This window comes from Sphingomonas sp. Leaf10, from assembly GCF_001421245.1.
Taxonomy (GTDB): domain Bacteria; phylum Pseudomonadota; class Alphaproteobacteria; order Sphingomonadales; family Sphingomonadaceae; genus Sphingomonas.
Genome location: NZ_LMKE01000010.1, coordinates 34,841 through 60,825, shown reverse-complemented (window position 1 = coordinate 60,825; position 25,985 = coordinate 34,841). Strand labels below are relative to the sequence as shown.

The following is a 25,985-nucleotide window of genomic DNA, read 5'->3' as shown; positions in this document are numbered from 1 at the left end:
ATCGTGCCGGTGGTTGCAACGGAGACGATCGCAGTGCAGCGTGTACCGCACCGCAACCAAATATCAGGGACACGGATGCGTCGCCTTCCCCCACTCACCGCCATCGAAGCGTTCGTGCACGTCGCGCGGCTGGGATCGGTCAAGCTCGCCGCCGACGAACTCGCCTTGTCCTCACCCGCGCTCAGCCGGCGGGTGCAGGCGATGGAGCGCTTCATCGGCAAGCCGCTGTTCGAACGCCGGCATCAGGCGCTGCGGCTGAATGCCGATGGCGAACGGCTGCTGGCGCTGCTGTCGGGCGCGCTCGACACGTTGTCCGATGCGGTCGAGCAGATGTCGGGCGCGGTCGAGGTGCTGCGGTTGCGGTTGGGCGTGCTGCCGCTGTTCGCCATCCAGCGGTTGATGCCGCGCATGGGGGATTTGAAGGACAAGCATCCCGAACTGCATCTCGATTTCGACACCGCGCATCACGGCCTCGGGCGGCTGGGCGAAGGGATCGACGTCGCGATCGTGCTCGACCATGCGATCGACCCGGCGCTCTATGCGCGGCGGCTCGACCGCAATCGCGTCTATGCGATTGCCGGACGCGCGCTGATCGAGCGGTCGCCGATCACCGATCCGGCGCAGCTGGCACAGCATACCGCGCTGATCCACCGCGACATGCCCGATACCTTTGCCGACTGGATGCATGCCGCCGGCCTGCCCGATCTGGAGCCGGCGGCGATCGACCGGTTCGATTCGGGAACGCTGATGCTGGAGGCGGCGGCGCAGGGGCTGGGCGTCGCCTTCATGCTCGAATCGCATTTCGAAACGGCGCGCGACGACCGGCTGGTGCCGCTGTTCGATCGGGCGGTCGATTCGACCTACAGCCACTGGTTCGTCTGCCGCCCGCGCATGTTGCAGCAGCGGCCGGTGAAGCTGTTCCATGACTGGCTGGTGCAGGCGCTGAACGCGCCGGCGGAATAGGGCGCAACGCACCCTCACCCACGACGTCATTCGGGCGAAAGCCGGAATCCATTGTGTCGGGTGTTGTCGATCGATCGCAACCGCCCCCAATCCATGGATCCCGGCCTACGCCGGGATGACGAGAGGTCGTTCGCAATCGTCACCCCCGCGAAGGCGGGGGTCCATAACCGCTGACTTTTGCGATCGAGCCGGAACGTCAGCGCCTATGGATTCCCGCCTACGCGGGAATGACGAATAGGACTTACGCCTCGCTGCGCGCCGTCACGATCTTACCCGGATTGCGCGGCGGTTCGCCCTTGGGCAGCGCGTCGACCGCGTCCATGCCGCTCTCGACCACGCCCCAAACCGTGTACTGCCGGTCGAGGAAGGTCGCATCGTCGAGGCAAATGAAGAACTGGCTGTTGGCCGAGTTCGGGTCCATCGTCCGCGCCATCGAACACACGCCACGCACATGCGGTTCGGCGTTGAACTCCTGCTTCAGGTTCGGCTCCTTCGACCCGCCGGTGCCGTCGCCGCGACCGCCGTCGCCACCCTGCGCCATGAAGCCGTCGATCACGCGGTGGAACACCACGCCATCATAAAAGCCCGAATCGGCGAGCTTGACGATGCGTTCGACATGGTTCGGCGCCAGATCGGGGCGCAGCTTGATGCGCACTTCGCCCGTATCGAGCGTCATCACGAGCGTGCTGGGGGTATCGGCCATTGGAAGCTCCTTGAAAGTCGCGCCTAGCTAGGGTGCCGAAGGGGCACTGGCAACCGCACAGGGTTTGCACGGCGGTGCAGCATGGCTACAGCGTTGCGACGCACGTGGCAGGAGGGTTGCACCCATGACCGAACTCGACCTTCCCGACACGACCAGCGAACTGGACGAGGATGACCGGCTGAAGCCCGAATTCGTCCGCGCCGTTTGCGAAGCGGTCGATCGCGGCGATGACGAAGCTGCGCGCGAGCTGGTCGAGCCGCTCCACCCCGCCGACCTTGCCGACCTGTTCGAACTGGTGCCGGGCGAACAGCGCGCGGCACTGGCGGCGGCGATCGCCGAACGGCTGAACGGCGACGTGCTCGCCGAAATGAACGACTGGGTGCGCGACGCCGTCATCGACGCGCTGACCGCGACGCAGGTCGCCGATCTGGCGGCACAACTCGACACCGACGACGCGGTCGCGATCATCGAGGATCTCGACGACGCCGAGCAGCGCGCAGTGCTCCGCGCGCTCGACCCCGACGATCGTGCCGCGATCGAGGAGGCGCTGTCCTACCCGGAGGAATCCGCCGGCCGCCTGATGCAGCGTGAGCTGGTCGCGGTGCCCGAACACTGGACCGTCGGCGACGCGCTCGATTACCTGCGCGCCGACGAAGTATTGACCACCGATTTCTGGGAAATCTTCGTGGTCGATCCGGCGCACAAGCCGATCGGCACCTGCCAGTTGTCATGGATCCTCCGCACGCCGCGCGACGTCGCGATCGGCGACGTGATGGCGCGCGAACAGACGTTGATCCCGGTCGACATGGACCAGGAAGAAGTCGCGCTCCGTTTCCAGAAATACGCGCTGATCTCCGCCGCGGTCGTCGACGGCAGCGGGCGGCTGGTCGGCATGATTACCGTCGACGACGTCGTCCACATCATCCAGGCGGAGGCGGGCGAGGACGCGCTGCTGCTCTCGGGTGCGGGCGAAGGCGACATCAACGAACCGATCCGCGATTCGTACAAGGCGCGGGTGCGCTGGCTCATCACCAACCTCATCACCGCCTTGCTGCCGGCGACGATCATCGGCGCGTTCGGCGCGACGATCGACAAGATGGTGACGCTGGCCGCGCTGATGCCGATCGTCGCCGGCCTTGGCGGCAATGCGGGGACACAGACGATGGCGGTCACCGTCCGCGCGCTCGCCACCAATCAGCTGACCCAGTCGAACACGTTGCGCGCGATCCGCCGCGAGATGGTGATCGCGCTGATGAACGGTGCGACGGTCGCCGCGCTGATCGGCATCGGCGTGACGCTGTGGTTCGCCAATCCGGGGCTGGGTGCCGTCATCGGCACGGCGATGCTGCTCAACGTCGTCATCGCTGGTTTCGCCGGGGTGTTCGTGCCGCTGACGCTCGACCGGTTCAATGCCGACCCGGCGGTCGCGTCGTCGATCTTCGTGACGATGACCACCGATTCGATGGGCTTCCTGGTTTTCCTGGGGCTTGCGACCGTGAGCGGACTTACTGGCTGAGATTGGGCGGTTGAGGTGCACGCACGCGCTTCCCATCTGGGTCGCGTGCCGCTGCATCTGACCAAAGTCGCCTTCGCCATCGAATCGGTCGAACAACTCGCCGACCGGCTGGCGTTGCGCCATGCCGAGGGCGGGGCGCTGACCACCCGCTATCTGCCCAAGCGCGCCGCCGAGATCGAGGGCGGATCGCTGTTCTGGATCCTGAAGCATCGCCTCGTCGCGCGCTCCCCGATCCTGGGGTTCGGCGAGGCGGAGGGTGGTCGCGTCGCGATCCATCTCGGGCCGAAGCTGGTGCTGGTCGAGGGTCGCCCGAAGCGCGCGCATCAGGGCTGGCGCTATCTGGAGGAGGCCGATGCGCCCGCCGATCTGGGTGGAGAGGGCACTGGCGCGGACGAACTGCCGCCGCGCCTGATCGGCGAGTTGATGGCGCTGGGGTTGCTGTAAAGAAGGTCGTTTTCAAGCGGAGGCGCGGAGCGAGGTTTCGGCTCCCGGCCGTTCCGCGTCAGCGGAACCCCCCATCCTCCTAACAGGAAGCGGAGGGATCGATCGCTGCGCGATCCGGTTGCAGCGAACGCACCTCCTCCGCGTCTCCGCGCCTCCGCGTGAAACCGAATCTTCTTCTACCCAACCAACCCCGGATACGCCGCCCGCGCCACAGCGACCTTCGGCTTGTCCCAGCGCACGATGTAGGGGTGTGTCGGGTTCCGCCGGGCGAAGTCCTGATGATAGGCTTCGGCCGGGTAGAAGGCGCCGGTTTCGACCTTCGTGGCGATCGGTTTCGGAAACGCCTTCGCCTGCGTCAGTTGCGCGATATAGCGTCGCGCGACCGTCGCCTGTGCCGGGGTCTGCGGAAAGATCGCCGAGCGATAGCTGGGGCCGCGATCGGGATATTGCCCGTCGACCTGCGTCGGATCGTGCGCGACCGAGAAATAGAGCCGCAGCAACGTGCCATAGCTGACGACGCGCGGGTCGTAGGTAATCCGGATCGCCTCGGCATGGCCGGTGCGTTCGGTCGATACCTGGTCGTAGGTCGCGGTGGCGCGGGTGCCGCCGGCATAGCCGCTGACGACCGATTGCACGCCCTTCACCCGTTCGAACACCGCCTCCATGCCCCAGAAACAGCCGCCCGCCAGCACGGCGGTGGCCAGACCGGGGGTCGGCGGCGCATCAGTGGCGATGAAAGGGACCGGCACCGCGCGTTCGGCGGTGGCGGCCGGGATCGACAGCGCGGCGGCGATACCGATCGCGACGATCGACAGGGGCAGCAGGGACTTCATGATCGGTTCCTCGACGGACGAACCGACCGGAGATGGGGGGCGGCCGGGCGCCCCGCCAGATCAACCGATGCGTTCGACGACCGCCGGTGCGGAACGGACCGACTTCGCATCGCTCGGCGCCGCGACCTGTACCGCGACGAGCGCGACCGCGCCCAGTGCGAAGCCGCTGATGAAATGGCGAAGGAAACCGGTGCGCTTGCTTGTCATCTGCCTCATCCTCTTGCCGGACCGAACGCCCGGATGGCGCACGGCAGCGGGTCGATCGCCATCGCGGCGGACGACCCGTTCGTTCAGCGGCAAGATATAGTTGCTGGCGGTGAACCGACGCTGGCGCGTCCGTTCATCTCCTGCACAGCCTCAACCATGTTGCGAGTGCGAAATCAAGGGTGCGGAGGGGTCCGTTTCGGCAACGCTGCGTTGCCTATGCGATGCTGCGGCTTGCGTCCCGGTTGCGCTGCTTGACGGCATACATGTCGAGGTCGGCCTCGACGATCAGGTCGGCGATCCGGTCGAGCGAGCCGGTCGCGCGACCGATGCTGAGCGTGACCGGCAGGTCGGGCGGGGCGATCGCGGCCATCGCATCGGCATAGCGCACCGCGATGGCGGCGGCGGTGGCATCCGCCCCCGCCCGATATGCGCCGGGCAGGACGCAGACGAATTCGTCCCCACCCCAGCGAAATACCGATGCCCCGTTGGGCAGCGCCGCCGACGTCGCGCGGACCAGCGCGACCAGCGCCGCATCGCCCGCGGCATGGCCGCAGCGATCGTTGAGCGGTTTGAACTGGTCGAGGTCGATCATCAGCACCGCGCCCTCCCCCCGCCACGTCGCCCGCCGCCGGTCGAATCCGGCGCGGTTGAGCGCGTCGGTCAGCGGATCGCGCTCCAGCAGCGCCGAGAGCAGCTGATGCCCGCGCTCGGCATCCATCGTCAGCAGCGACACGCCGCGAAACAGGATGAACGAGATCGGCAGCACCGTCAGCCACGCCGCCAAGCCGTATTTCAGCCCGGTCAGGCTGGTGCCGATATCGCCGTTGAACGCCGACAAGGCGCGCGCAACGAACAACAGCACGGTCGGCGCGAACAGCGCGACGACGATCCATGCGGTATGCAGCGATTCGCGCCGCGCCAGCCGGATCGCGATCAGCGTGATGGCCAGATCGAACAGCGCCCGCAGGCTGCTGAGATAGCCGACCCGGAAGCCGAGTTCGGCGATATCGACCGAAAAGAACAACGGGATCGCGGCGACCAGCGCCGCGGCGAGGATCAGCCGGTTGCTACTGTCCGGATAGGCGAAGGTCCGCAGCCCAATGAAGATCGCGGCATAGGCGACCACCGCCAGCGGGTTGCCCAACCAGACGATATAGTCGCCCCCGCCCATTTCGCGCACCACGGCGGCCCCGGCGGTGATGCCGAGCAGGATATGCCCGAACCCCCACCATGCCGCCCATGAATCGAATCGCCCGGTTGCCCACGGCACGACATGGATGACGCCGGCAACGATCGATGCCAGCGCAACCAGGACGTACATCGTGGAAAGATCGAGCAAACCATCCTCACTATCGCGAACGGTCCCGCAATAGACGAGGACGGCCTAATAGTCCGTTTATACTACAGACTTACTTCAAAGCAGCACAAGCGGTACGAATACGTGCACAAGCCTCGCGCAGCAGTTCGTCGGACGTCGCGTAGCTGATCCGCATCGCTGGCGAGAGCCCGAACGCCGCCCCCTGCACCGCCGCGACCTTGGCGTCATCCAGCAGATAGCCGACGAAATCCTCGTCGGTTTCGATCCGCTTGCCGCCCGGCGTCGATTTGCCGATCAGTCCCGACAGGTCGGGATAGACATAGAAGGCGCCTTCGGGCGTCGGGCAGGTCACGCCGTCGATCGCGTTCAGTTCGGCGACGACCAGGTCGCGGCGACGCTGGAACGCGGCGTTACGCTCCGCCAGGAACGACTGGTCGCCGTTCAGCGCGGCGACGGCGGCGGCCTGTGCGATCGAACATGGGTTGCTGGTCGATTGCGACTGCAACTTGGCCATCGCCTTGATCAGCCATGCCGCGCCGGCAGCGTAACCGATGCGCCAGCCGGTCATCGCATAGGCCTTCGAACAACCGTTCACGGTCAGCGTGCGATCGTACAGCGTCGGGTTCACTTGCGCCATCGTCGCGAATTCGAAGCCGGGATAGACGATGTGTTCGTACATATCGTCGGCGAAGATCCAGACATGCGGATGCCGTTCCAGCACCTTGCCCAGCTCGCGCAGTTCGGCGCGGGTATAGCCTGCCCCTGTCGGGTTGGACGGCGAATTCAGGATCACCCACTTCGTGCGTTCGGTGATCGCCGCGTCCAGCTGCTCGGGCGTGATCTTGTACTTCTGGTCGGCACCCGCCGCGATGAACACCGGCGTGCCGCCCGCGAACTGCACGACATCGGGGTAGCTGACCCAGTACGGCGCCGGCACGATCACCTCGTCGCCGGCATCGACCGTCGCGACCAGCGCGTTAAACAGCGTGTGCTTGCCGCCGACATTCACGCTGATCTGGTTCGCGGCATAGGTCAGGCCGTTGTCACGGCTGAACTTCGCGATGATCGCGTCCTTCAGCTCGGCGGTACCGTCGACGTTGGTGTATTTCGTCTTGCCCGCGCGGATCGCCTCGATCGCGGCGTCCTTGACGAAATCGGGCGTGTCGAAATCGGGTTCGCCGGCACCCAGCCCGATCACGTCGACGCCCTGCCGCTTCAGTTCGAGCACCTTCGACGTGATGGCGAGGGTCGGCGACGGATTGATGCGGTCGAGCGCGGCGGAGGGCTTCATGGGACGTCCGATGCTGAGAAGGAACAGGTGCCGCGCCCTTAGCCGCCCCGTTCCCCCTCCGCAACCAGCCGCGCATGGATCAATCCGCGAACCGCGTTGCCGATGTAAAATCCTTGCGCAAGATCGGCCAGCGTCAACGGCATTTCGACGGCTTCGCCACGTGCGATCAGTTCGGCGCGCAGCACGCCCGGCAACAATCCCCGGTCGATCGGCGGCGTCAGCAGCTGCCCGCCCTCCTGCGCCCGGACGAAGACCGAGGTGAAGCTGCCCTCGGTCACCTCGCCATCGGGGCGGGTGAAGATCGTTTCGAAACAGCCCGGTGGCGGTGCGGGCCAGAAGCGCCGGTCGCTGGTCTTGTGCGCGATACGCAGGTCGGTGGCGGCGAGTGGCAGCGGGGCGACCGCCACCGGCACCGGCCCGGCGGGCGGCGTCGGCAACGGCGTCACATCGACCGCGATCGCCCCCGATCGCGACAGCAGCAACCGGATGCGCGACGGATGACGCAGGCGGAAGGTCGCCGCCTGCAATTCGTTGCGCGTCGCATGCCGATCGAACGCGAAACCCAGCCGCCGCGCACTTTCCGTCAGGCGGGCGATATGTCCTTCGAGCAGCGCGATGCCGTCCAGCGGATCGAACGCCATCGTCTCGACAAGATCGAACCGCGGCTGCGGCACGTCGAGGAACCGCGCCTTGGCCAGACATTCGCACCATTCCTCGGGCGGGCGCGAATCGGCGACGATCCCCGATCCCAGACCCAGTGTCGCCTGCGCGGCACCGGGCCGGAGGTGCAGCGTGCGGATCGCGACGTTGAACGATGCGTCGCCCCCACCGTCGATCCAGCCGATCGCGCCGGTATAAATGCCGCGCGCGCGACCCTCGATCCCGTCGATCGCCTCCATCGCCCGCTTCTTGGGCGCGCCGGTGATCGACCCGCAGGGGAACAGCGCCGCCAGCGCATCGACCGCATTCTTCGTCGGCAGCAACTCGGCGGTGACCGACGACACCAGCTGGTGGATGCTGGGATAGGTTTCGACGACGAATCGCTCGGGCACGCGCACGCTGCCCGCGACACTGACCCGCGACAGGTCGTTGCGCATCAGGTCGACGATCATCAGATTTTCGGCGCGCTGCTTGGGATCGGTGGCAAGGTCGCGCGCCGCGGCGGCATCGCGCACCGGATCGGGATCGCGTGCCGCCGTGCCCTTCATCGGCCGCGTTACGATCCGCCGCCCGTCGACCGCGAAGAACAGTTCGGGTGATAAGGACAGGATCCAGTCCTCGCCGGTCCACACCACCGCGCCATGCCCCGCCGCCGCGCGCGGCCGGATTGCGGCGTAGAGCGCCAGCGGATGGCCCGCGACCGGCACCTGCGCCCCGAAGGTCAGGTTCGCCTGATAGATATCGCCCGCCGCGATCAGGTCGAGGACGCGGTTGCACTGCGCGGCATAGCGATCGGCATCGATCGCCGGCTCGACTTCACCGATCCACGCGCCGGCCGGGTCGGGCAATGCCGCGACGACGTCGACCGCGTCGGCCATCTCGAACACACCGAACCACAGCAGCGGCGCATTCCCGCTCCGCGCGTGCAGCCCCGGTACCAGCGCCGCACCGGCTTCATATTGCAGATAGCCCGCGACCGACGCACCTTCGCCGATCGCGGTCGATAATTCGGCCAGTGCCGACGGCACCTCCTCGACGCGATCCGCGCGAATGATCCGGATCGGTGCCTGATACAGCTTTGCCGAACCGCCCGACCGGGCATTGTCGAACAGCACGAAAGGCCGGGTCGTATCGAACATCGCCCACGCTTGCCGCTTGCCGAGGCGCGGAGCAAGCGCCGAACCGCGCTTTGTCGTTACGGCTTTCGGCGGTAAGGCACGGCCATGACCCCATCCCCGATCCGCGCGGCGATCATTCCGGTGACCCCGCTCCAGCAGAATTGCACGTTGCTGTGGTGTACAAAGACGATGCGCGGCGCGTTCGTCGATCCCGGCGGCGACCTTCCGCGCCTGATCGCCGCCGCCGAGCAGCACGGCGTGCGAATCGAAAAGATCCTGCTGACCCACGGCCATATCGACCATTGCGGCGAGGCCAAGCCGCTGGCCGAACAACTGGGCGTACCGATCGAGGGACCGCATGAGGCCGACCGATTCTGGATCGCGCGGCTGGATGAGGACGGCAAACGCTGGGGCCTGCGCGGCGTGCCGTTCGAACCCGACCGCTGGCTGGTCGAGGGCGACACGGTGACGGTCGGCGAGGCGAGCTTTGCCGTGTACGAGACCCCCGGCCATACGCCGGGCCATGTGATCTTCCACCATGAAGACGCCAAGTTCGCACTGGTCGGCGACGTGCTGTTCCAGGGATCGATCGGCCGCACCGACTTTCCGCTCTCGGATACGCAGGCGCTGATCGATTCGGTCGTGACCAAGCTATGGCCGCTGGGCGACGACGTGGCGTTCGTACCCGGCCATGGTCCGGGCAGCACCTTCGGCCACGAACGCGCGACGAATCCGTTCGTCGGGGATGCGGCGTTGTCGAGCCATTGATCGTCATTCCCGCGCAGGCGGGAATCCATTGCCGCTACCGTCACGGATCGTGCATAGACGTCGGCGGCTATGGGTCCCCGCCTGCGCGGGGACGACGCAGCGGATGGAAGCGGCCTTCGCCTTCTCCCTTGCAACGCCGCGCGAAAACGCTATAGGCGCGGTTCGCTTCGCGACCAGCCTGTCTGCCGGTCCGGCGGGTCGCCGGTCGCGAAAAGCGGTCGGGCACTTGCCTGGGCCGCGTCGTCAGTTGGTGGCGAAACCAAGTGATACCCAAGTTATAAAGGTGCCGAAATGGCAGTTCCCAAGAGAAAGACCTCGCCCTCCAAGCGCGGTATGCGTCGCAGCCACGATTCGCTGAGCGTCGAGTCGTTCCAGGAATGCCCGAATTGCGGCGAACTCAAGCGTCCGCACAATCTGTGCAACGCGTGCGGCCATTATAACGGTCGCGAAGTCGTCTCGGTCGAAGCGTAACCGCCGGACCGGACAGGGAAGCACGCATGGCCGACGGGTCCTGGATCGCCATCGATGCGATGGGCGGTGACGAAGGGCTTGCCACCATGCTGGCGGGCGTCGCACATGCGCGACGCCGCCACGAATCGATGCGGTTCCTGCTGGTCGGGGACGAAGCGGCGATTCGTGCGGGGCTCGAATCACACCCCAACCTGTCCGCCGCGTCGGAAATCGTCCACGCCCCCGAAGTCGTCGGATCGTCGGACAAGCCCAGCCAGGCGATCCGCCGGGCCAAGACGACGTCGATGGGCGTCGCCATCGGCCTGGTAAAGCAGGGCCGTGCCGCCGCCGCGGTGTCGGCGGGCAATACCGGCGCACTGATGGCGATGGCGAAGCTGGCGCTGCGCACCATGCCGGGCATCGATCGCCCGGCACTGGCGGCGCTGCTGCCCAGCCTTGGCGACAACGACCTCGTCATGCTCGACCTCGGCGCCAATGCCGAGTGCGATGCGCGCAACCTCGTCCAGTTCGCGGTGATGGGCGCAGCCTATGCCCGCACCGCGCTCGACCTCGAATCGCCCCGCGTCGCGTTGCTGAACATCGGCACCGAGGAGCTGAAGGGCATCGACAGCGTCCGCGAGGCGGCAGCGATCCTGCGTGCCTCGCCGCATCTGCCGATGACCTTTTCGGGCTATATCGAGGGTGATCGCCTGTCGCGCGGACAGGTCGATGTCGTCGTGTGCGACGGTTTCTCGGGCAATATCGCGCTGAAGACCGCCGAGGGCACCGCGCGATTCGTCGCCGATCTGCTCAAGCGCGCCTTCCGCTCGTCGATCCGGTCGAAGATCGGGTTCCTGATCTCGCGCCCGGCGACCGAATTGCTGCGCCATCACCTCGATCCCAATAACCATAATGGCGCGGTCTTCCTCGGCCTCAACGGGCTGGTGGTCAAAAGCCATGGCAGCGCGAACGAGGCCGGCGTGTCGAACGCGATCCAGGTCGCGGCCAAGATGGTTCGCGACGACCTGACCCGCAGCATCGCCAGCGATCTGGCGGCGATTGAGGCGCGCGCGGCATGATCCGTTCGGTCGTCACCGGCACCGGTTCGGCGCTGCCGGCGCAGCGCGTGTCGAACGCCGAACTGGCGGAGCGCGTCGACACTTCCGACGAATGGATCGTCGAGCGGACCGGCATCCGCTTCCGCCACATCGCCGCCGAGCATGAGACGACGGCGACGCTCGCCGCCGATGCCGCGCGCGCGGCGATTGCCGCCGCTGGCATCGAGGCGCAGGCGATCGACCTGATCGTGCTGGCGACCGCCACCCCCGACCAGACCTTCCCCGCGACCGCGACCAAGGTGCAGGCGATGCTCGGCATCAACGACTGCGTCGCGTTCGACGTGGCGGCGGTGTGCTCGGGCTTTCTCTATGCGGTACAGGTCGCCGATGCGATGTTGCGCACCGGTATTCACCGGCGCGCGCTGGTGATCGGCGCCGAAACCTTCAGTCGCCTGCTCGACTGGGAAGACCGCACGACCTGCGTCCTGTTCGGCGATGGCGCGGGCGCAATCGTGCTGGAGGGACGCGACACCGACGGCGAAAAGCCGCAAGGCATCCTCGCCACCCGCCTGCATGCCGATGGCCGCCACAACGGCCTGCTCTATGTCGATGGCGGTCCGTCGACGACCGGCACCGTCGGCAAGCTGCGCATGAAGGGCAAGGAAGTGTTCCGCCATGCGGTGGTCAACCTTGCCAGCGTCATGGGCGAATCGCTGGAACTCGCGGGACTGACCGCCGACGATGTCGACTGGGTCGTGCCGCATCAGGCCAATGCCCGCATCCTCGATGCGACCGCGCGCAAGCTGGGCCTCGCGCCCGAAAAGGTCGTGGTGACGGTCGACATCCACGCCAACACATCGGCCGCCTCGGTCCCGCTCGCCCTGGACGTCGCGACGCGCGACGGACGCATCCAGCCGGGCGACATCGTCGTACTGGAGGCGATGGGGGGTGGCTTTACATGGGGCGCCGCCGTAGTGCGTTGGTAATCCTTTAGTATTTTTGAATCTTCGTATACGCTGTGCTAGCGGACGCGGTGTAGTCGAAATAAGGATTTCTCCAATGGTTTCCGATGGTACGCTGACCCGCGCCGACCTCGCCGAAGAAATGCATCGTGAGATCGGTCTGTCGCGTGCCGATTCCGCGGGCGTCGTCGAACAGATCCTCGATCATATGTGCGATGCGCTGGCCGCGGGCGAGAATGTCAAGATTTCGGGCTTCGGCAGCTTCGTCCTGCGCGACAAGGGTGAGCGGATCGGCCGCAACCCCAAGACCGGCATCGAAGTGCCGATCGCGCCACGCCGCGTGCTTACCTTCCGCGCCAGCCAGATGATGCGCGACCGCATCGTCGCCGCCTGAACGGAATCGGTTGCCGCCCCCGGTCGACAAATCCGCCACCGCCTATCGCACGATCGGCGAAGTGGCGCGCGACCTGGGGGTGCCGCAGCACCGGCTGCGCTATTGGGAAGGGCGTTTTCCACAAATTCGCCCACTGACCCGCGCCGGCGACCGCCGCTATTACCGGCCCGAGGACGTCGCGCTGCTGCGCCGGATCCAGACGCTGCTCGGCGAACACGGCTATACCGTGCGCGGCGTGCAGCAATTGCTGGCGCAGGAGGCAAAGGCGCCGGCGGTGCCCGTCGCGCCCGTCCCGCGCCGCGCCGCACGGATCATCGAGCTGCGCGCGATCCGCTCGCTGCTGGCCGAAGCGCTGGCGGCGGACGACTGACCTTCTTTCTCCGGGCAGTCCGTACGCAGCGGCGTATCGAAGGACCGGCTGCACCGCCGATCCACGCCCGGCTTTCCCCCACGGCCAAACCTGCTAAACCGCGCGGGCGATGAGCGTATCCGATACCGACACCACCCCCGCCCCCTCCCGGCGGGCCCGTTTCGCCCGCATCCGGCGACGGTGGTGGTTCCGCCTGCCGGCCATTGCCCTGTTGCTGTCCGGGATCGGCGTGTTCCTGATCTGGCTGCTGCTGTGGCGCACCCTGCCATCGGTCGATTCGCTGCGTGCCTATGAACCGCCGTTGCCCACCAATGTCCGCGGGATCGAGGGCGATCCGATCCACAGCTATGCGCGCGAACGCCGGGTGCAGCTGTCCTATGCCGAATATCCACCGCTGCTGGTCCGCGCGTTCCTCGCCGCCGAGGACCGGACCTTCTTCGAACATCACGGCGTCGACTATCCCGGCATCGCCTCGGCGATCCTGACCAATTTGCGCAACGACGGCCGCCCGATCGGCGCGTCGACGATCACGCAACAGGTCGCCAAGAACCTGCTGCTGACCAACGAGGTCAGCTATGTCCGCAAGGCGAAGGAAGCGCTGCTCGCTTACCGGATCGAAGACGCGCTGACCAAGCAGCAGATCCTCGAACTCTATCTCAACCAGATCGCGCTCGGCCGGAACGCGTTCGGCGTCGAGGCGGCGAGCCATGCCTATTTCGGCAAGGAACTGCGCGAGCTGACGCTGCCGCAAATGGCCTATCTGGCGATCCTGCCCAAGGGGCCGTCGAACTACACGCCCGAACGCGGATACGACCGCGCGATCACCCGCCGCAACTGGGTGCTGGGCGAAATGGAGCGCAACGGCTTCATCACCGCCGCCCAACGCGCCGCCGCCATCGCCCAGCCGCTCGGCACCATCCCGCGCCAGACCCCGCGTCAGGAAACCGCCGGGGGCTATTTCATCGAGGAAGTCCGTCGCCAGCTGCTCGGCCAGTTCGGCGAGAATGCGAAGGACGGCCCGTACAGCGTCTATGCCGGCGGCCTGTGGGTCCGCACCTCGCTCGACCCGAAGATCCAGCAGGATGCGCAGGATGCGCTGCGCAGCGGCCTCATCCGTTTCGATTCGGGGCGCGGCTGGTCGGGGCCGCTCAACAAGCCGCGCGCGACGATCAACGGCGACAATTGGCAGCAGGCGCTGCTCAACACCAATATCGGCGTCGATTATCAGGATTGGCAGGCGGCGATCGTCATCGACAAGGATGCGAGCGACGCGCGGATCGGGTTCGCCGACGGCCGCACCGGCACGTTGCCGCGCGGCAATGCGCAGATGCCGGTCCGCGGCGGCACCGGCAACGCCTTTGGCGCGATCCAGCGCGGCGACATCCTCGCCGTCGCGCCGGCCGGCAGCCAATGGTCGCTGCGTTCGGTCCCGCGCGTGTCGGGCGGCATGGTGGTCGAGGACCCGCGCACCGGCCGCATCCTCGCCATGCAGGGCGGGTTCGACAGCCGCATCCAGTCGTTCAACCGCGCGACGCAGGCGATGCGCCAGCCTGGCTCCACGATCAAGCCGATCGTCTATGCCGCCGCGCTGGAGGCTGGCATGACCCCGGCCTCGATCATCGTCGACGGCCCGTTCTGCGTGAATCAGGGCGGTCGGTTGGGGCAGAAATGCTTCCGCAACTTCGGCGGCGGCGGGGCCGGCCCGCACACCATGCGTTGGGGCATCGAACAGTCGCGCAACCTGATGACGGTGCGTGCGGCGGCGCAGACCGGCATGGACAAGGTCAACGACCTGATCCAGCGCGTCGGCGTCAGCGACACGAAGTTTCCGCCCTATCTCTCCTATGCGCTGGGCGCGGGCGAGACGACGGTGCTGCGCATGGTCAACGCCTATTCGATTCTCGCCAATCAGGGCCGCGAATTGCAGCCGACGGTCATCGATTTCGTGCAGGACCGCCGCGGCAAGGTGATCCTGCCCACCAACTGGCGCGCCTGCGACGGCTGCAACGCCCCCGACTGGGACGGCAAGCCGATGCCGCGGCCGCAGATCAAGTCGCGACAGGTGATGGACGCGATGAGCGCCTACCAGATGGTGCATATCATGGAGGGGGTGATCCAGCGCGGCACGGCCACCACGCTGCGCGATCTCAATCGTCCGATCATGGGCAAGACCGGCACCTCGACCGGTCCGACCGACGTCTGGTTCGTCGGCGGCACGCCGCAGATGATCGCGGGACTTTATCTAGGCTTCGATTCGCCCCGCAATCTCGGCGGCTATGCGCAGGGCGGGACGATCGCCGCGCCGATCTACAAGACGTTCGCTGTAAAGGCCTATCAGGACATGGAGGTGCTGCCCTTCCGCGCGCCCACCGGCATCCGCATGGTCCGCATCGACCGCGCCAGCGGCCGTCCGGTCTATGGCGCATGGCCGACCACCGATCCCAAGGCGGCGGTGATCTGGGAAGCGTTCAAGCCCGAGACCGAGGCGCGCCGTGCCGCCGGCCGGCTGGGCGAGGCGCGGGCGCCGGTCACCCGCGATCCGACCCGGACCGCCCCGACACAGCAACAGGCGCAACCGCGCGACAGCGACTTCTTGCAACGCGAAGGGGGAATCTACTAGCGCGCCGCCTATATCGGCGGCATTCCCTTCGATTCAGATTTTCCGGAGTTTTCCCATGCGCGCCGAAGCGCAAGCCCATGTAGACAAGATCAACGATGCGCTCTCGCTGTTGCGCCGCTTCCTCGATTGGGACCGCGCGCTGCGTCGGCTCGACGAGCTGAACGCGCGCGTCGAGGACCAGGCATTGTGGAACGATCCCAAGGCCGCGCAGGAAGTCATGCGCGAACGCCGCCGGCTGGACGAGGCGATTACCGCCACCCGCACCATCGAACGCGAACTGGCCGACACCGTCGAACTGATCGAGATGGCCGACGAAGAGGGCGATGCCGAGATGGCCGACGAAGGCGTCGCCAATCTCGCCGAACTCGCCAAACGCGCCGATCATGACAAGGTACAGGCGCTGCTGTCGGGCGAGGCCGATGCCAACGACACCTATATCGAAATCAATGCCGGCGCGGGTGGGACCGAAAGCCAGGACTGGGCCGGCATGCTGCAACGCATGTACACCCGCTGGGCCGAACGGCGTGGGCTGAAGGTCGAGCTGGTCGACCAGCATTCGGGCGAACAGGCCGGGATCAAGTCGGCGACGCTGCTGATCAAGGGCGAGAACGCCTACGGCTTCGCCAAGACCGAGGGCGGCGTCCACCGGCTCGTCCGCATCAGCCCCTATGACAGCGCGGCGCGGCGGCACACCTCGTTCGCGTCGATCTGGGTCTATCCGGTGATCGACGACAATATCGAGGTCGAATATAACGAAAGCGACCTGCGCATCGACACGTACCGCGCGTCGGGTGCCGGTGGTCAGCACATCAACACCACCGATTCGGCGGTGCGGATCACCCACATCCCGACCGGCATCGTCGTGCAGTGTCAGAACCAGCGGTCGCAGCACAAGAACAAGGCCGAGGCCTATAACCAGCTGCGCGCGCGCCTGTACGAGCGCGAACTGGCGATCCGCGAGGCGGAGGCCAATGCGGAGAACGCGACCAAGACCGATATCGGCTGGGGTCACCAGATCCGATCGTACGTGTTGCAGCCGTACCAGATGGTGAAGGACCTGCGCACCGGTGTCGTCTCGACCGCGCCGGGCGACGTGCTCGACGGTGCGCTCGACCCGTTCATGGCGGCGGCGCTGTCGCAGCGCGTGACCGGCGAATCGGTCGATGTCGAGGATGTCGACTGAGATGCACCGCGTCCTCCCGGCGTTGTTGTTGCTGCTGGCCGGCTGCGATGCGACGCAGCCGAGCGCGGTCGCCAATGGGCAGCGGGAGGACCGCCATGACTTTCCGAAGGCCGACCGGCCGGTGGCGACGATCGTGTCGGCGCGCTGGTCGACCGAGGAAGCGCGCGACCGGCTGAACGAGGCGGAGCTGGTCATGGACCGCGCCGGCATCGCATCCGGCATGACCGTCGCCGATATCGGCGCGGGTGAGGGCTATTACACCATCCGCATGGCGCAGCGCGTCGGTCCCGATGGCCGCGTGCTGGCCGAGGATATCATCCCGCAGATCCGCGACGCGCTGGCGCAGCGCGTGGCGCGCGAACGGCTCGACAATGTCAGCGTCCGGCTGGGCGAACCCGATGATGCGAAGCTGCCGGCGAACAGTTTCGACCGGGTGCTGATGGTCCATATGTACCATGAAATCGCCGAGCCGTACGCGTTCCTCTGGAACTTGCGCCCGTCGCTGCGCGCTGGTGGACAGGTCGTGGTGGTCGACGCCGACCGCCCGACCCAGAATCACGGCACCCCGCCCGCGCTGCTGAAATGCGAATTCGAGGCGGTAGGATATCGGATGGTCGAGTTGCAGAAAATGCCCTCAGCCGGCGGCTATATCGCGATGTTCACGCCAGAGGGTGCACGGCCGGCACCGGAAAAGATCGTACCGTGCCGCGTGCCCGGCCCGACGCCGAGTGCCAGCCCGAGCGGCAACCACAAGGGCTGACGCCCTCCGCACTTACTCTTCCTTACTGTATCCCGTTCGGTTCGAGCAGCTTCGAGCGAAGTCGAGAAGCGTCCGTCGAGAACGGGTTGCGTGAGGCACCCCCTTCTCGACTTCGGTTCTCGACAGGCTCGAACCTGCGCTCGAAGCAAACGGGCGAGGAAGATACGGGACAGGACGGGAAAAACCGAATCCTACCCCAACCGTTCGTCCTGAGTAGCCATTGAGCTTGTCGAAATGGCGTATCGAAGGACCGCCCACGGTGCTTCGATACAGCTCTTCGACTTCGCTCAGCCCCTACTCAGCATGAACGGTCTAGTCGCAAATCACGCCAACAAAACCGGCGCCAACAGCAACAACAACTTCACATCGACCGCCTTCCCCGCCGCCCGCTGCTCCGCAACGAACCCGGCCAGTTCCGTGCACGCCACCCGGTGGACGACAATGTCCTCCCCCGGCACCCCGCCGCCATCGCCGACCCGCGTCAGCTCCCCGGCGCGGAACAGCGTGAAACTTTCCGACACCATCCCCGGCGACGAATGATATTCACCGAGCGACGTCATCTTGCCCGCCCGGTAGCCGGTTTCCTCTTCCAGCTCGCGCGCCGCCGCGACCGCGGCCGCCTCTCCCGCCGCGTCGTCGCCGACCAGTCCGGCGGGCAGTTCGATGCATGCGCGGCCCAGCGGCACGCGATACTGCTCGACCAGCAGCACATGGCCGTCGTCGATCGCCACGATCACCGCCGCGCCGATGCCGTTGGCGCGCCCGACATATTCCCAGCGCCCGCGTTTCTTGGCGGTGATGAAGCGCCCGGCCCACATCACTTCTTCGGGAGCGTCGCTGTCGATCATCGAACTTCCTGTCCTGGCCCTTGCCTGGCGGCACCGTATCGAAGCACAAGGGTGCCCTCAACCATGGGGAGATGGTCATGGGAATGATCAAGGAATTCCGCACCTTCGTCGCGCGTGGCAACGTCCTCGACCTCGCGGTCGGCGTCATCATCGGTGCGGCGTTCGGGACGATCACCAAATCGCTGACCGACGACATCATCATGCCGGTGATCGGCTGGCTGTTCGGCGGGTTCGATTTTTCCAGCTATTTCCTGAAACTCGGCCCGATCCCGGCGACCTATGCCGGGTCGCCCGACAATTATGCCGCGTTGAAGGCGGCGGGCGTGCCGCTGTTCGGCTATGGCGAATTCATCAGCGTGGTGATCAACTTCCTGATCCTCGCCTTCATCGTCTTCCTGCTGGTCAAGTTCGTGAACCGCGCGATCGCGGTCGTGCACGAGGAACAGAAGACCGGCGAGGCCCCGCCCGCCGCCGATCCGGCCGACATCGCCCTGCTCCGCGAAATCCGCGACGAACTGCGCGCGGCGCGGGCGCGGCCGGAAGCCTGACCTTACTCCCCTCCCTGATAAGGGAGGGGCTACCTCACGCCGCCGCCAGCTCCAGCGCCGCTGCCTGCGCCAGACTGGTCCCGTCGAGGATCCGCGCCGTCTCGTCACGCACCCGTGCCATGGCATGGCGAATCGCGCAGCTCGCCTCGTCCTTGCAATCGCCGCACGGGCGATAGGCGGTGCGGCTGACGCACGGCACCAGCGCCAGCGGCCCCTCGATCACGCGAATGATCTCGCCCAGCGAGATCAGATGCGCCGGCCGGGCGAGGTGATAACCGCCCGCCTTGCCGCGCGTCGACAGCAGGAACCCCGCCTCGCGCAGGTCGGCGAGGATCAGTTCTAGGAACTTGCGCGGCACGTTCGCGGCGGTGGCTATGCGGTGCATCGGCATGGGCGCCTCGCCCGCGGGTTGTTCGGCAAGGAACAGCATGGCGCGCAACGCATAGCGGGAACGCTGGGTCAACATCGTCCAACGCCCATGCCACTTGCGCTACATCAAGGGAAGTACGCTTCTTTTCAAAGCCGGGACAACCGCCTATATCCCATCTTGTCGGCTTCCAGCCGGCTATGACGATAAACTGCGGCGTGCAATAGACGCAGCGGACCCGGGGGCAGTACCCGGCGGCTCCACCACAAGGTGGTGTTTCTGGACACCGTTTCTGACGGGGCCGAACCAGGATCGACGTGTGTTGAAAAGCGCTGTTTTCGTTCGGAATGGGACCACCGCAACGGCCCATACACACAAGTGCCAACGATAACGAAGCACTCGCGATTGCGGCGTAACTAAGAGCCTCACGGCCTGAAGTTACTCCAAAATAGCGCGGTTGGACCGAACCGGGCAACAGAATCGGATTCCAGCGGTACGGGGAGCACCGGGCAACAGAAGCTCCCCACCTGTTTCGAACATCCGACGTCGTTCCCGCGCAGGCGGGAACCCATAACCCATGCCGCCGCGGCTCATTCGCGAACGTGGCGTTTATGGACTCCCGCCTGCGCGCGAGTGACAAAGGGGTGGAGACGGGAGGTTCCCCACCACCACGATCCCCGCTACCCGCACCCGATGGACATCGACCTCATCGCCCTGCTCATGCTGGTCGCATTCGCTGCGGCGACGCTGGATGCGATGGCGGGCGGCGGCGGGCTAATCACCCTGCCGGCACTGCTCGCCGCGGGCGTACCGCCGGTCGCGGCACTCGGCACCAACAAGCTGCAAAGCTCGTGCGGCACCGCCGGTGCGACCTTCGCCTTCTGGCGCAAGGGACATATCGACCTGCGCCGCTTCGCATGGCCGACGCTCGCCTCGTTCGTCGGAGCCGCGGTCGGCGCGGCGCTGGTGCAGGCGATCGACCCGCATTTCCTGTCGGCGGTGCTGCCGGTCTTGCTGGTCGCGATGGCGATGTATTTCCTGTTCGGCCCGCGCCTGTCCGACGTCGATACCCATACCCGCCTTGCGCCGGCCGGGCTGCTGCTCGCGGTCGCGGCGATCGGCACCTATGACGGTTTTTTCGGGCCGGGCACGGGGTCGTTCTTCACCTTGTTGCTGGTCACCGCCGCCGGCATGGGCGCGACGCGGGCGGTCGCGCATACCAAGCTTTTAAACCTCGCCAGCAACCTGGCCGGCGTCACCGTGCTGGTTGCGGGCGGGCATGTGTGGTGGACGCTAGGCGTCGCCATGGCGGTCGCCAGCCTCGCCGGTGGACAGGTCGGCGCGGCACTCGCCATCCGGTTCGGCGGCCGCGCCATCCGGCCGTTGCTGGTCGTCATTTCGCTCGCGCTGACCGTGAAGCTGGTGGCGGACCCGGCCAATCCGTTGAGGGTGTGGCTGGGGGTCTGATCTCTACGCTACCCGTTCGGTTCGAGCAGCTTCGAGCTTGTCGAGAAGCGCCCGTCGAGAACGCCCCGCTTGGGGCACCCCCTTCTCGACTTCGGTTCTCGACAGGCTCGAACCTGCGCTCGAAGCAAACGGTGGAGGAAAGACGGAGAGGCTAACCCAGCCGCCGCCCCTCGATCCGGGTCAGTCGGCACGCAAGGTCCGCTTCGCCCGACGCCACGATCCAGTCGTCGCCGTCGCGCACGATCCCGGTCGTGAACACCACCGGCTGCGGCAGATACGCCTGATGCGCGATCGGCGCGATCAGGTCGCTTGCCGCCTCCAGCACCGCGACCGATTCGTCGCGCTCCAGCACCCGGGTCGCATCGGCATCGATCAGCGCGCGATAGGTCCGGTACACCCCGACCGCGCCCTGTTTCTCGACGCCATGATACAGCAGCATCCACCCGCGCGCCGTCCGCACCGGGGGCGTGCCGCCGCCCAGCTTGTACGCCGCCGCCCCCTTCAACGGCCTGAGCGCCGGTTCGGAAAGCGGCCGCCAGTGCAGCATGTCGGGCGAGGTGGCGAGGTTGATGCTCGGCCCGCTACCCTCCGCCCCATCGGGCGCCGCGACGAACCACGCATCCGACAATGGCCGGGTCAGCGACACATAGCACTCCCCCACACGCCCCTCGAACGGCACCATGTCCTTGTTGCCATGATCGAGCACGATCTCCTGCGACCGCCAGTCGAAACCGTCGTCCGACCGGTACATCACCGTGCACAACCGCCCGCCCGACACCCCGCACACCGTCATCCAGTAGATGCCGTCGATCACGACGATGCGCGGGTCCTCGATCCCGTACTGCGCATACTCGGCAGACGGTTCGACCGCGCGGTCGTAATGTACCGCCACCACCCGCTGTCCATCGGCCGACAATTCGACCGGCAGCAACCACGACAGCGACGTCAGCCCGAGGAACGGATAGGCCCCACCGGTCAGCGCGAAGAATCGCGGATCGCGCACATCCGCCGCATCCGCCGCGAACCCGTCGAGCACATAACCCTTCGCCGTCCAGCGGATCGAGCGGACCTGCCCGTCCCGCACCGGATCGCTGAGCGCCTCGGCAATCCGCACCAGCAGCAGCAGATTGCCGTTGGGCAGCCGCGTCAGCGCCGGATTGAACGCGCCGAGCACATAGGTCGGCTCGGCGATATCGCGGCGAAGCGGCGATCGGGTCAGATCGACATCGTCGGGGGCGAAGACGATCCGGTCGTCGCTCACGCCGCGCCGCCGTCCTGCATCGACCGGTGATGGCGGATCACCTCGTCGATGATGAAGCGCAGGAATTTTTCGGAAAATTCGGGGTCGAGATCGGCATCGCGCGCCAGCGCCCGCAACCGCGCGATCTGCGCCTCCTCGCGGCCCGGATCGGCGGCGGGCAGTCCTTCGTCGGCCTTGTACCGGCCGACCGCCTGCGTCACCTTGAACCGTTCGGCCAGCAGAAAGACCAAAGCGGCATCGATATTGTCGATGCTCTGGCGAAAGCGTTGCAGCGTCGCATCGGACATGGCGATCCTTCCTGAACGGCGGGTGATGCCGGGGGTCCGCCCCTTTCGCGCGACCGGGCGCGTCGCGCAACCCCGCCTTTCCCTTGCGTTCGGTAGCGTGAACCGCCACATCGCTTACGACATGACGGCTACCCTGCACCGCCTCGACAAGCGGACCGAACCCTCGCTCGATCCGCTGATGGCGCTCGTCGCCGACGACATGAATCGCGTCAATTCGGTCATTCTGGACCGGATGCAGTCGAAGATCCCGCTGATCCCCGAACTCGCCGGCCATCTGATCGCGGGCGGGGGCAAACGGATGCGGCCGATGCTTACGCTCGCCTGTGCGAAGCTGATCGGCTATGGCGGCACGCGCCACCACCTGCTGTCCGCAGCGGTCGAATTCATCCACACCGCGACATTGCTCCACGACGATGTCGTCGACGGATCGGATCTGCGCCGGGGCAAGCGCACTGCCAACATCATCTGGGGCAACCCGGCGAGCGTCCTGGTCGGCGACTTCCTGTTCTCCAAGAGCTTCGAACTGATGGTCGAGGCGGAAAGCCTGAAGGCGCTGCGCGTCCTGTCGGGTGCCTCCGCCGTGATCGCGGAGGGCGAGGTCAATCAGCTGACCGCGATCCGCCGCATCGACACGCCCGAGGACCGCTATCTCGACATCATCGGTGCCAAGACCGCCGCCCTGTTCGCCGCCGCCTGTCGCATCGCCGCGATCGTCGCCGAACGCCCGGACGCCGACGAAGCCGCGCTCGACGCCTATGGCCGCAATCTCGGCATCGCGTTCCAGCTGGTCGACGACGCCATCGATTACGTGTCCGACGCCGATACCATGGGCAAGGATGCCGGCGACGATTTCCGCGAAGGCAAGATGACGCTGCCGGTCATCCTCGCCTATGCCCGTGGCGATGAAACCGCGCGCAGCTTCTGGCGCGACGCGGTGTCGGGCAAAAGCGCCAGCGACGCCGATTTCGCCCATGCGATCACCCTGGTCCAATCGTCGCGCGCGGTCGACGACACGCTCGCCCGCGCCCGTCATTACGGGCAGCGCGCGATCGACGCGATCGGTCGTTTCCCCGACGGTCCGGCCAAGGACGCGATGGTCGAGGCGGTCGAATTCGCGGTACGTCGCGCCTATTGATCGACATTGGCGGCGTTCGGTTGCGTAAAAACCGCCGCTAGCGGAATAGGTTACGATGCCCGATTCGCTGAAGATCGACGATGCCGCCTTCACCATCCGGATCGATCCGGCGCGCAGGATGCTCGACATCGACCTGCGCGGGCTGTGGGATCCGGCGATCGTGCTGCGCTTCCGCGACGCGCTGGCCACGACGCTCGGCCGCCTGCCGACGCTCGGCTGTCCGCTGGGTCAGCAGGTCACGTTGTTCGACATGACGCAATTCGCGGTCCAGCCGCGCGACGTGCTGCCGCTGCTCGAACAGATCGCCGCCAATCCGAACGTCACGTCGCGTCGCATCGCGATCATCGCCAACAGTACGCTGCTGAAGATGCAGGCCAAGCGCCTCGCCCCCAACATCGCCCTGTTCGAAGCGCGCGAATCGGCGCTGGCATGGCTGGCCAAGGACGGGCCGATGGGGCGGTAACGTTGCCCCGCATCCTTACGTTAGCCGGACCCGATCGAAAACGCGGCGAACGTCGCCCGTCACTCGAAAACTCCCCGTACCCCGGCGCAGGCCGGGGTCCAGTTGGGAAGGCTTTTCCGTAACTTACTGCCATCCCCCAACTGGGCCTCGGCCTTCGCCGGGGTACGGAAAGGGACTTTCGCAAAGGTCTCGACCCGATCCCGGTCCTTCCTACCCCCCGACGACCGAGCAGGTCACCCTCATCCGCAACCGACCGGCGCTTTCCTACACCGCAAAGCCGTGACAGGCTCGCCCCACGCTCTGTCGCACCGTCCGTATCTCCACCCGCGCGGCCCAAAAACCGCAGGTGCATCAGCCCACCGACGTCAACGATACAAAGCCTGCACAAGTGTGAACTTTGTGAACTTTGGGCTCAAACCGCCCGCTTCTCCAGCGCTTGCGCGGCTTCCGCCATCAGCGTCGCGATGATCTCCGCCGCCGGCTCTTCCTTGGTCACCATGCCGACCGACTGGCCGGCCATCAGGCTGCCATGCTCGACATCGCCGTCGATCACCGCCCGGCGCAGCGCGCCCGCCCAATAATGTTCGATTTGCAACTGCGCCTCGGCCATCGCCACGCCGCCCTCGTCGAGCATCTGCGCGACCTCGCGCTGCTTGGCGGTGAACAACTCGCCCCCGGCATTCTTCAGCGCGCGCACCGGGATCACCGGCAACCGCGGGTCGATCTGCACGCTGGCGACGGCGTCACGCGCCGATGCGCGCAGAAACGCCTTCTTGAACGCCGGATGCGCGATAGATTCGGTCGCGCAGACGAAGCGGGTGCCGAGCTGCACGCCCGCCGCACCCATGTCGAGGTAACCGGCGATCGCCTCGCCCCGGCCGATCCCGCCCGCGACGAACACCGGCACCTGATCCGCCACCTCGGGCAGCATTTCCTGCGCGAGCACACTGGTGGAGACGGGGCCGATATGGCCACCGGCCTCCATCCCCTCGATCACCAGCGCATCGGCGCCCGACCGGATCAGCTTCTTCGCCAGCGCCAGCGCGGGCGCAAAGGCGATGACCTTGGCCCCGGTCGCCTTGATCGCCTCCAGCGACCCCTTGGGCGGCAGGCCGCCGGCCAGCACGACATGGGTCACGCCGTGCCGTCCGCAGACGTCGATCAGGTCGAACAGCGCCGGATGCATGGTGATCAGGTTCACGCCGAACGGCTTGGTCGTCAGCTTTTTGGTCCCGGCAATCTCGGCATCGAGCAGCTCGGGGGTCATCGCCCCACACGCGATCACCCCGAAGCCGCCGGCATTGGAGATGGCGGCGACGAGGTTGCGCTCGCTCACCCACGACATCGCGCCGCACAGGATCGCGGTCTCGGTACCCAGAAAGTCACAGCCACGCGCCATCCGGCGCTCAAGGCGCTCGGCGCCGATCGAAGCGTTGGTCATTGCCCCGCCTAGCGCGGGCGGGCGGCTTCGGGCAAGCAGTGACGATGATGCGACAGGAACATGGCGAGCTGGTCGTCACCACCAATGGACAGGGGCTGGTGCTGATCACCGGACAGGTCCGGCACTGGGTCGATTCGACGGGCATCGCCAGCGGGCTGCTGACCCTGTTCTGCCGCCACACCTCGGCCTCGTTGCTGGTGCAGGAAAATGCGAGCGAAGCGGCGCGCGACGACCTCGAACGCTATTTCCGCCACATCGCGCCCGAAAGCGACCGCTATGCCCATGACGAGGAAGGGCCCGACGACATGCCCGCGCATCTGCGTACGGCATTGACCAACACGTCGCTGTCGATCCCGGTGATCGGCCACCGCCCGGTGCTGGGCACGTGGCAGGGCATCTATTTGTTCGAACACCGCCGCGCGGCGCATCGCAGAAGGATCGCGGTGCACCTCATCGGCGAATAAATCCTCCCCGCGGAGCGGGGAGGGGGACCAGCCGCAGGCTGATGGAGGGGGGTGTCGGCATCCACAACGGTTGCGTTGCGTGGCTC

28 protein-coding genes and 1 other RNA gene are annotated in these 25,985 nt (G+C 66.6%); 18 read left to right on the top strand and 11 right to left on the bottom strand.

The genetic code is table 11. The annotated features are described in order from the left end of the window. The first annotated feature begins 75 nt into the window (after positions 1 to 75). The gene (locus ASE59_RS09420; RefSeq protein ID WP_056455424.1) at positions 76 to 963 is read left to right on the top strand and encodes a LysR substrate-binding domain-containing protein; all 888 of its coding nucleotides are present in this window, start codon (positions 76 to 78) and stop codon (positions 961 to 963) included. Positions 964 to 1,204: 241 nt separating this feature from the next. Here ASE59_RS09420 and ASE59_RS09415 read toward each other — a convergent pair whose 3' ends face one another. Then, positions 1,205 to 1,666: a peptidylprolyl isomerase gene (locus ASE59_RS09415; protein ID WP_056455422.1), complete on the bottom strand. Its 462-nt coding sequence runs from the start codon at positions 1,664 to 1,666 to the stop codon at positions 1,205 to 1,207. 124 nt (positions 1,667 to 1,790) lie between these two features. Between ASE59_RS09415 and mgtE the strand changes: the two genes are divergently transcribed. Further along, on the top strand, positions 1,791 to 3,182 hold the full coding sequence (mgtE, locus tag ASE59_RS09410) for a magnesium transporter (RefSeq protein ID WP_056455420.1): 1,392 nt from the start codon (positions 1,791 to 1,793) through the stop codon (positions 3,180 to 3,182). Between the two features lie 45 nt (positions 3,183 to 3,227). After that, complete coding sequence (locus tag ASE59_RS09405) at positions 3,228 to 3,626, top strand: DUF1489 family protein (protein WP_056455418.1); 399 nt, start codon at positions 3,228 to 3,230, stop codon at positions 3,624 to 3,626. Positions 3,627 to 3,802: 176 nt separating this feature from the next. Here the strand turns inward: ASE59_RS09405 and msrA are convergent, their stop codons facing one another. The 5 genes from msrA to pabB all read right to left on the bottom strand — a co-directional run bounded on the left by msrA (position 3,803) and on the right by pabB (position 9,074). After that, the gene (gene msrA / locus ASE59_RS09400) at positions 3,803 to 4,459 is read right to left on the bottom strand and encodes a peptide-methionine (S)-S-oxide reductase MsrA (protein ID WP_056455416.1); all 657 of its coding nucleotides are present in this window, start codon (positions 4,457 to 4,459) and stop codon (positions 3,803 to 3,805) included. A 60-nt stretch (positions 4,460 to 4,519) separates the two neighbouring features. Continuing rightward, positions 4,520 to 4,666 carry a hypothetical protein gene (locus tag ASE59_RS19655; protein WP_156359986.1) on the bottom strand — a complete coding sequence of 49 codons (147 nt, stop codon included), beginning with the start codon at positions 4,664 to 4,666 and terminating at the stop codon, positions 4,520 to 4,522. Positions 4,667 to 4,880: 214 nt separating this feature from the next. Next, a complete protein-coding gene (locus tag ASE59_RS09395; RefSeq protein ID WP_056455415.1) occupies positions 4,881 to 5,987 on the bottom strand; it encodes a GGDEF domain-containing protein in 1,107 nt (368 codons plus the stop codon). An 88-nt stretch (positions 5,988 to 6,075) separates the two neighbouring features. Beyond that, positions 6,076 to 7,275 carry a pyridoxal phosphate-dependent aminotransferase gene (locus ASE59_RS09390; protein WP_056455413.1) on the bottom strand — a complete coding sequence of 400 codons (1,200 nt, stop codon included), beginning with the start codon at positions 7,273 to 7,275 and terminating at the stop codon, positions 6,076 to 6,078. A gap of 38 nt (positions 7,276 to 7,313) precedes the next feature. Beyond that, on the bottom strand, positions 7,314 to 9,074 hold the full coding sequence (pabB, locus tag ASE59_RS09385) for an aminodeoxychorismate synthase component I (RefSeq protein WP_056455411.1): 1,761 nt from the start codon (positions 9,072 to 9,074) through the stop codon (positions 7,314 to 7,316). Positions 9,075 to 9,158: 84 nt separating this feature from the next. Here pabB and ASE59_RS09380 point away from each other — a divergent pair, with 84 nt between their 5' ends. The 9 genes from ASE59_RS09380 to ASE59_RS09340 all read left to right on the top strand — a co-directional run bounded on the left by ASE59_RS09380 (position 9,159) and on the right by ASE59_RS09340 (position 17,618). Then, entirely contained in the window at positions 9,159 to 9,821 is a 663-nt protein-coding gene (locus ASE59_RS09380) for an MBL fold metallo-hydrolase (RefSeq protein WP_056455409.1), read from the top strand. Positions 9,822 to 10,112: 291 nt separating this feature from the next. Continuing rightward, positions 10,113 to 10,292: a 50S ribosomal protein L32 gene (gene rpmF, locus ASE59_RS09375; RefSeq protein WP_055762192.1), complete on the top strand. Its 180-nt coding sequence runs from the start codon at positions 10,113 to 10,115 to the stop codon at positions 10,290 to 10,292. A 26-nt stretch (positions 10,293 to 10,318) separates the two neighbouring features. Then, a complete protein-coding gene (plsX, locus tag ASE59_RS09370) occupies positions 10,319 to 11,350 on the top strand; it encodes a phosphate acyltransferase PlsX (protein WP_056455407.1) in 1,032 nt (343 codons plus the stop codon). Beyond that, on the top strand, positions 11,347 to 12,315 hold the full coding sequence (locus tag ASE59_RS09365) for a beta-ketoacyl-ACP synthase III (protein ID WP_056455405.1): 969 nt from the start codon (positions 11,347 to 11,349) through the stop codon (positions 12,313 to 12,315). Before plsX ends, ASE59_RS09365 begins: the two co-directional genes overlap by 4 nt. A gap of 73 nt (positions 12,316 to 12,388) precedes the next feature. After that, positions 12,389 to 12,685: an integration host factor subunit alpha gene (locus ASE59_RS09360; RefSeq protein ID WP_056455403.1), complete on the top strand. Its 297-nt coding sequence runs from the start codon at positions 12,389 to 12,391 to the stop codon at positions 12,683 to 12,685. A 10-nt stretch (positions 12,686 to 12,695) separates the two neighbouring features. Next, entirely contained in the window at positions 12,696 to 13,055 is a 360-nt protein-coding gene (locus ASE59_RS09355; RefSeq protein WP_056455401.1) for a MerR family transcriptional regulator, read from the top strand. A gap of 109 nt (positions 13,056 to 13,164) precedes the next feature. Continuing rightward, entirely contained in the window at positions 13,165 to 15,675 is a 2,511-nt protein-coding gene (locus ASE59_RS09350) for a penicillin-binding protein 1A (protein WP_056455399.1), read from the top strand. A 55-nt stretch (positions 15,676 to 15,730) separates the two neighbouring features. After that, positions 15,731 to 16,858, top strand: a complete 1,128-nt coding sequence (prfB, locus tag ASE59_RS09345) for a peptide chain release factor 2 (RefSeq protein WP_056455397.1) — start codon at positions 15,731 to 15,733, stop codon at positions 16,856 to 16,858. A gap of 1 nt (position 16,859) precedes the next feature. Continuing rightward, positions 16,860 to 17,618, top strand: coding sequence for a class I SAM-dependent methyltransferase (locus ASE59_RS09340; RefSeq protein ID WP_056455396.1), 759 nt, complete (start codon positions 16,860 to 16,862; stop codon positions 17,616 to 17,618). 323 nt (positions 17,619 to 17,941) lie between these two features. Here the strand turns inward: ASE59_RS09340 and ASE59_RS09335 are convergent, their stop codons facing one another. Continuing rightward, positions 17,942 to 18,466 (bottom strand): NUDIX hydrolase, encoded by a 525-nt coding sequence (locus tag ASE59_RS09335; protein WP_056455393.1) that lies wholly within the window; start codon positions 18,464 to 18,466, stop codon positions 17,942 to 17,944. Between the two features lie 77 nt (positions 18,467 to 18,543). Here ASE59_RS09335 and mscL point away from each other — a divergent pair, with 77 nt between their 5' ends. Continuing rightward, the gene (mscL, locus tag ASE59_RS09330) at positions 18,544 to 19,014 is read left to right on the top strand and encodes a large conductance mechanosensitive channel protein MscL (RefSeq protein WP_056455505.1); all 471 of its coding nucleotides are present in this window, start codon (positions 18,544 to 18,546) and stop codon (positions 19,012 to 19,014) included. Between the two features lie 34 nt (positions 19,015 to 19,048). On the opposite strand, the gene ASE59_RS09325 is transcribed toward mscL, so the two are convergent. Then, positions 19,049 to 19,480, bottom strand: a complete 432-nt coding sequence (locus tag ASE59_RS09325; RefSeq protein WP_056455391.1) for an RrF2 family transcriptional regulator — start codon at positions 19,478 to 19,480, stop codon at positions 19,049 to 19,051. A 43-nt stretch (positions 19,481 to 19,523) separates the two neighbouring features. Here ASE59_RS09325 and ssrA point away from each other — a divergent pair. Further along, positions 19,524 to 19,909: a transfer-messenger RNA gene (ssrA, locus tag ASE59_RS19140) on the top strand. 165 nt (positions 19,910 to 20,074) lie between these two features. Continuing rightward, positions 20,075 to 20,848, top strand: a complete 774-nt coding sequence (locus tag ASE59_RS09320; protein ID WP_056455389.1) for a TSUP family transporter — start codon at positions 20,075 to 20,077, stop codon at positions 20,846 to 20,848. A 151-nt stretch (positions 20,849 to 20,999) separates the two neighbouring features. On the opposite strand, the gene ASE59_RS09315 is transcribed toward ASE59_RS09320, so the two are convergent. Both ASE59_RS09315 and ASE59_RS09310 read right to left on the bottom strand, forming a co-directional pair. Further along, positions 21,000 to 22,109, bottom strand: a complete 1,110-nt coding sequence (locus tag ASE59_RS09315) for a glycosidase (RefSeq protein WP_056455387.1) — start codon at positions 22,107 to 22,109, stop codon at positions 21,000 to 21,002. After that, positions 22,106 to 22,396 (bottom strand): chorismate mutase, encoded by a 291-nt coding sequence (locus ASE59_RS09310; protein ID WP_056455385.1) that lies wholly within the window; start codon positions 22,394 to 22,396, stop codon positions 22,106 to 22,108. The genes ASE59_RS09315 and ASE59_RS09310 overlap by 4 nt, the downstream gene beginning before the upstream one ends. A gap of 121 nt (positions 22,397 to 22,517) precedes the next feature. Between ASE59_RS09310 and ASE59_RS09305 the strand changes: the two genes are divergently transcribed. Beyond that, positions 22,518 to 23,531 carry a polyprenyl synthetase family protein gene (locus ASE59_RS09305; protein WP_056455503.1) on the top strand — a complete coding sequence of 338 codons (1,014 nt, stop codon included), beginning with the start codon at positions 22,518 to 22,520 and terminating at the stop codon, positions 23,529 to 23,531. A 55-nt stretch (positions 23,532 to 23,586) separates the two neighbouring features. Further along, positions 23,587 to 23,994: a hypothetical protein gene (locus tag ASE59_RS09300; protein WP_056455383.1), complete on the top strand. Its 408-nt coding sequence runs from the start codon at positions 23,587 to 23,589 to the stop codon at positions 23,992 to 23,994. 412 nt (positions 23,995 to 24,406) lie between these two features. Here ASE59_RS09300 and ASE59_RS09295 read toward each other — a convergent pair whose 3' ends face one another. Then, positions 24,407 to 25,393, bottom strand: a complete 987-nt coding sequence (locus tag ASE59_RS09295) for an NAD(P)H-dependent flavin oxidoreductase (protein WP_056455500.1) — start codon at positions 25,391 to 25,393, stop codon at positions 24,407 to 24,409. 89 nt (positions 25,394 to 25,482) lie between these two features. Here ASE59_RS09295 and ASE59_RS09290 point away from each other — a divergent pair, with 89 nt between their 5' ends. After that, on the top strand, positions 25,483 to 25,899 hold the full coding sequence (locus ASE59_RS09290; RefSeq protein ID WP_056455381.1) for a secondary thiamine-phosphate synthase enzyme YjbQ: 417 nt from the start codon (positions 25,483 to 25,485) through the stop codon (positions 25,897 to 25,899). The last annotated feature ends 86 nt before the right edge of the window (positions 25,900 to 25,985 follow it).

Excerpts from the sequence above, each read along its gene's own strand:
- mscL (WP_056455505.1), top strand. The coding sequence starts at position 18,544 with ATGGGAATGATCAAGGAATTCCGCACCTTCGTCGCGCGTGGCAACGTC.
- ASE59_RS09325 (WP_056455391.1), bottom strand. The coding sequence starts at position 19,480 with ATGTTGACCCAGCGTTCCCGCTATGCGTTGCGCGCCATGCTGTTCCTT.
- ASE59_RS09380 (WP_056455409.1), top strand. The coding sequence starts at position 9,159 with ATGACCCCATCCCCGATCCGCGCGGCGATCATTCCGGTGACCCCGCTC.
- ASE59_RS09290 (WP_056455381.1), top strand. The coding sequence starts at position 25,483 with ATGCGACAGGAACATGGCGAGCTGGTCGTCACCACCAATGGACAGGGG.
- prfB (WP_056455397.1), top strand. The coding sequence starts at position 15,731 with ATGCGCGCCGAAGCGCAAGCCCATGTAGACAAGATCAACGATGCGCTC.
- ASE59_RS09390 (WP_056455413.1), bottom strand. The coding sequence starts at position 7,275 with ATGAAGCCCTCCGCCGCGCTCGACCGCATCAATCCGTCGCCGACCCTC.
- msrA (WP_056455416.1), bottom strand. The coding sequence starts at position 4,459 with ATGAAGTCCCTGCTGCCCCTGTCGATCGTCGCGATCGGTATCGCCGCC.
- rpmF (WP_055762192.1), top strand. The coding sequence starts at position 10,113 with ATGGCAGTTCCCAAGAGAAAGACCTCGCCCTCCAAGCGCGGTATGCGT.
- ASE59_RS09360 (WP_056455403.1), top strand. The coding sequence starts at position 12,389 with ATGGTTTCCGATGGTACGCTGACCCGCGCCGACCTCGCCGAAGAAATG.
- ASE59_RS09420 (WP_056455424.1), top strand. The coding sequence starts at position 76 with ATGCGTCGCCTTCCCCCACTCACCGCCATCGAAGCGTTCGTGCACGTC.
- ASE59_RS09350 (WP_056455399.1), top strand. The coding sequence starts at position 13,165 with ATGAGCGTATCCGATACCGACACCACCCCCGCCCCCTCCCGGCGGGCC.
- ASE59_RS09295 (WP_056455500.1), bottom strand. The coding sequence starts at position 25,393 with ATGGCGCGTGGCTGTGACTTTCTGGGTACCGAGACCGCGATCCTGTGC.
- pabB (WP_056455411.1), bottom strand. The coding sequence starts at position 9,074 with ATGTTCGATACGACCCGGCCTTTCGTGCTGTTCGACAATGCCCGGTCG.
- ASE59_RS09340 (WP_056455396.1), top strand. The coding sequence starts at position 16,860 with ATGCACCGCGTCCTCCCGGCGTTGTTGTTGCTGCTGGCCGGCTGCGAT.
- ASE59_RS09300 (WP_056455383.1), top strand. The coding sequence starts at position 23,587 with ATGCCCGATTCGCTGAAGATCGACGATGCCGCCTTCACCATCCGGATC.
- ASE59_RS19655 (WP_156359986.1), bottom strand. The coding sequence starts at position 4,666 with ATGACAAGCAAGCGCACCGGTTTCCTTCGCCATTTCATCAGCGGCTTC.
- ASE59_RS09305 (WP_056455503.1), top strand. The coding sequence starts at position 22,518 with ATGACGGCTACCCTGCACCGCCTCGACAAGCGGACCGAACCCTCGCTC.
- ASE59_RS09415 (WP_056455422.1), bottom strand. The coding sequence starts at position 1,666 with ATGGCCGATACCCCCAGCACGCTCGTGATGACGCTCGATACGGGCGAA.
- mgtE (WP_056455420.1), top strand. The coding sequence starts at position 1,791 with ATGACCGAACTCGACCTTCCCGACACGACCAGCGAACTGGACGAGGAT.
- ASE59_RS09395 (WP_056455415.1), bottom strand. The coding sequence starts at position 5,987 with ATGTACGTCCTGGTTGCGCTGGCATCGATCGTTGCCGGCGTCATCCAT.
- ASE59_RS09310 (WP_056455385.1), bottom strand. The coding sequence starts at position 22,396 with ATGTCCGATGCGACGCTGCAACGCTTTCGCCAGAGCATCGACAATATC.
- ASE59_RS09320 (WP_056455389.1), top strand. The coding sequence starts at position 20,075 with ATGGACATCGACCTCATCGCCCTGCTCATGCTGGTCGCATTCGCTGCG.
- ASE59_RS09365 (WP_056455405.1), top strand. The coding sequence starts at position 11,347 with ATGATCCGTTCGGTCGTCACCGGCACCGGTTCGGCGCTGCCGGCGCAG.
- ASE59_RS09335 (WP_056455393.1), bottom strand. The coding sequence starts at position 18,466 with ATGATCGACAGCGACGCTCCCGAAGAAGTGATGTGGGCCGGGCGCTTC.
- plsX (WP_056455407.1), top strand. The coding sequence starts at position 10,319 with ATGGCCGACGGGTCCTGGATCGCCATCGATGCGATGGGCGGTGACGAA.